Source organism: Thiobacillus sp. (assembly GCF_024708915.1).
Window position 1 is genome coordinate 1 of record NZ_JANJXQ010000120.1, and the last position, 3,485, is coordinate 3,485.

At 67.6% G+C, this 3,485-nt stretch carries 4 protein-coding genes; all 4 read right to left on the reverse strand.

The features are described from left to right. Positions 1–160: 160 nt before the first annotated feature. Positions 161–1,192 carry a DUF3108 domain-containing protein gene (locus tag Q0L94_RS08765; protein WP_296752554.1) on the reverse strand — a complete coding sequence of 344 codons (1,032 nt, stop codon included), beginning with the start codon at positions 1,190–1,192 and terminating at the stop codon, positions 161–163. Positions 1,193–1,197: 5 nt separating this feature from the next. Further along, positions 1,198–1,950, reverse strand: a complete 753-nt coding sequence (locus Q0L94_RS08770; RefSeq protein ID WP_296752557.1) for a DUF3108 domain-containing protein — start codon at positions 1,948–1,950, stop codon at positions 1,198–1,200. A gap of 2 nt (positions 1,951–1,952) precedes the next feature. Further along, complete coding sequence (gene purN, locus Q0L94_RS08775) at positions 1,953–2,642, reverse strand: phosphoribosylglycinamide formyltransferase (protein WP_366799387.1); 690 nt, start codon at positions 2,640–2,642, stop codon at positions 1,953–1,955. Next, on the reverse strand, positions 2,582–3,485 hold a 904-nt coding region (gene purM / locus Q0L94_RS08780; protein WP_296752561.1), incomplete at its 5' end, for a phosphoribosylformylglycinamidine cyclo-ligase. The genes purM and purN, both read right to left, overlap by 61 nt.

The following is a 3,485-nucleotide window of genomic DNA, read 5'->3' on the forward strand; positions in this document are numbered from 1 at the left end:
GAGGAGAGCGTGGTTGTTGCCGATTTATCGGCTTTACAACCACGGCCTACCCCTTGCGGGTGGGCGACATAGCCGGCTCTATGGCAACGACGAGCAACGCCGCCATGCGAAAAAAGACGCCGTTTCATGTTGCGATATTTCCGAGTCGCGACACTAGCACTCAGGGGTCGATCGATTTCACCCTGAGCTCCACCGTGCCGCCCTTCTCGTCGCTGCGCAGCACGCGCACCGGCAGGTAATGGCGGTCGATCGCCAGCCAGGCCTCGAAGCGGCCATCGGCGTCGGCCACCCGCACAAGATGCAGGGTGCGCAGTTCACCCAGTGCGGTCTGCAGGATTTCTTCGCCGCGCACCGCGTAGCTGTAGTCGCGCAGCTTCTTGCCGTTGAACACCGCATAGGTCAGCCGTCCGTCTGGCGGCGGCGGCGCGGTCAGCGCCAGCTGGAAAAACAGGCTGAGCGCATCCTGCACCTCGCCCTGATAGGCGAAATGGCGCGGCGCCCCCTGCGCCGGGATCAGCGTGAGGCTGCCGTTGGCCGCATCGAAGTGCGCGCGGCTGCGCTTATCGCCGCGCTGGTCCCAGAATTCCTCCGGCTGCAGGCCGTGCGGCGTGATGCGGCCGCGGCTGGTCTGCACGAAGCGGCCGCGGTAAAACACCCCGGCGAGACCGCTGGCCGCCGCCACGCTGGTCAGCGTGTAGCGTTCGCCTTCGTTCACCCACAGCAGCGTCTGCTCGCCCGACGCCACGCCGTAATGCACCCGAAAATGCAGGTCGAGCCGCGGCGGCAGCGGGTTCAGGGCGGGCGGCGCCGTCTCGGCGGCCGCGGACGGCGCTTCGGCAGGCGCGGCCGCCGGCGCCTCGTCGAGGCGCACCGCTGGTGCAGCGCTCGAATCGGTCGCAGCGACGGCAGCGGCTTCGGCCGCCTCGGTTTCCGCTTCGCTTTCTTCTTCGACAGGCAATTCAGGCGGCGGCGCGGCATGGACCGGCCGCGCCCGGGCGACCGGCGGAGCCGGCAAGGGCGGGGCGGCTGCCACGGCGAGTCGCGGTTTGGCAAGCAGCCGCGCTTCGAACAGGGGCGGCTCGGCAGGTGGCTGCCACTGCGGCAGCCGCCAACCCAAAGCGCCGATCAAGGCGCCGTGCAGCAGCAGCGAAGCCGCCAGGGCCAGCCACCAGGGGCGTACCCTGCGCCCCATCGGCATTAGCCTTTGATGCTGGCGCTCACCAGGCGCTGTTCGAGCGTGACGCCGTCATCGAATACCCGGATCTGCACCGGCAGGTTCTGCCGCGCCGGCGCGACCCACACGGTGATGGCTTTCTCGTCCGGTTTCTGTTCGACGCGCTGGTATTGCTGGGTGGCCAGCGTGCCCAGCGGCGTCACGAGGGTTCCGCCATCGCTGCGCGCGTAACGGTAGTCGTCCAGATCGCGCCGACTTACCACCTGCAGGGCATAGTCGGCGGGCAGACTGGGGGCGAACATGAACTGGTAGAGCTGCGAAAGCTGATCCTGCGTCCCGTTCTTCAGGCCTTTCATCTGCCATGACTCACCCTTGTATTGCCAGGCAATGCTGCGCTGTTTCCAGTCGAGGCGCGCGGTCGCCAGCTTGTGCGGCGCATCGCTGCGGGCATACTGGAAACGTGCCGGCCGCAGTCCCTGCGGCGTCACCTCGCCGCTGCTTTCGAGGCGGATGCTGCCTTGCCACAGCATTTTCAGCGGGCCGTTGGCGCGGGTTTCGCTGGTCAGCGTGTAGCGGCTGCCGTTGCGGGTGAAGGTGTCGATCACCTGGCCGAGCTTGTGGCCGTTGCGGTAGAAGTCGTACACCAGGTTCATTTGCCGCGGCGGCGCCGGCGCCGCCACGCGGGCTTCAGCCGGTAGCGGATCGGCGTCCTTCGGGGCGGCCTGGACCGTCGCCGCGATCATGAAACCGGATGCCAGTAGCAGGTGTTTGAACATGGTCACACTCCGTGGGGAAACACAGACTGTGACGCCGGATCGTCCTTCAAGTTTACCCGGCCATGCTGATTGAGCAGGCGGCCCTCGGCAAACCAGCGGATCGCCTGCGGGTAGATGCGGTGTTCCTGTTGCAGCACCCGCGCGGCGAGGACAGCAGCCGTATCGTCCGCCCGCACCGGCACCGCGGCCTGGACGACGATGGGGCCGTGATCCAGCTCGGCGGTAACGAAGTGCACGCTGCAGCCGTGGATTTTCACCCCTTCTGCCAAGGCGCGCTCGTGCGTCTTCAATCCCGGGAAAGCCGGCAGCAGCGAGGGATGGATATTCAGCAGGCGGCCTTCGAAGCGCGCGATGAAGGCCGGGCTGAGGATGCGCATGTAGCCGGCCAGCACCACCAGGTCGGGCCGGTGGCGCGCCACTTCGTCGGCCAGCAGGGCGTCGAAGGCGGCGCGATCGGGATACGCGGTGTGGTCGAGCGCGACGGCGGTCAGGCCGCGCTCACGCGCGTAAGCCAGTCCCGCCGCCTGCGGGCGGTTGCCGACGACGGCGACGATATCGATCGGCAGCTGCGCTTCGGCGATCGCCTGCAAATTGCTGCCGCGCCCCGACAGCAGCACGACGACACGGCAGCTCACAGATACAGCACCTGCTCCGCGGCAGCAGGGCGCGCAACGATTTCGCCGATCTGCCATACGGTTTCGCCGCTCGCCCGCAGGTGCGCCATCGCGGCGGCGGCGTCCGTGGCGGCGACGACGACGCACAGGCCGATACCGCAGTTGAAGGTGCGCAGCATTTCATCCGGCGCGACGTTGCCGGCCTGCTGCAGCCAGTCGAACAGCGGCGGACGCGTCCACGCGGCCTGATCGATCCGCGCTGCCACGCCTTCCGGCAGGCAGCGCGGCAGATTGCCGGTGATGCCGCCGCCGGTGATGTGCGCCATGCCCTTGACCGGCAGCTTCTCCAGCAGCGCCAGCAGCGGCTTGACGTAGATCCGCGTTGGCTCCATCACGGCGTCGGCGAATGGACGGCCGTGGAAATCGGACTTGAGACCGACGCCGGACACGTCGATCAGCTTGCGGATCAGCGAATAGCCGTTGGAATGCGCGCCGGAAGACGCCAGCCCGAGGACCACGTCGCCCGGCACGATGCTCTGGCCGCCGATGACCTTGCTCTTTTCCACCACGCCGACGGCAAAGCCGGCCAGATCGTATTCGCCTTCGGCGTACATGCCGGGCATCTCCGCCGTTTCGCCGCCGATCAGCGCGCAGCCGGCCTGCTCGCAGCCCTTGGCGATGCCGGCAATCACCGCTTCGGCGGTGTCCAGCGTGAGCTTGCCGCAGGCGAAGTAGTCGAGGAAAAACAGCGGCTCGGCGCCCTGTACCAGGATGTCGTTGACGCTCATCGCGACGAGGTCGATGCCGACGCTGTCGTGGCGGTTCAGTTCGAACGCCAGTTTGAGTTTGGTGCCGACGCCGTCGGTGCCGGACACCAGCACCGGCTCCCGGTATTTTTTGGAGATCTCGATCAGCGCGCCG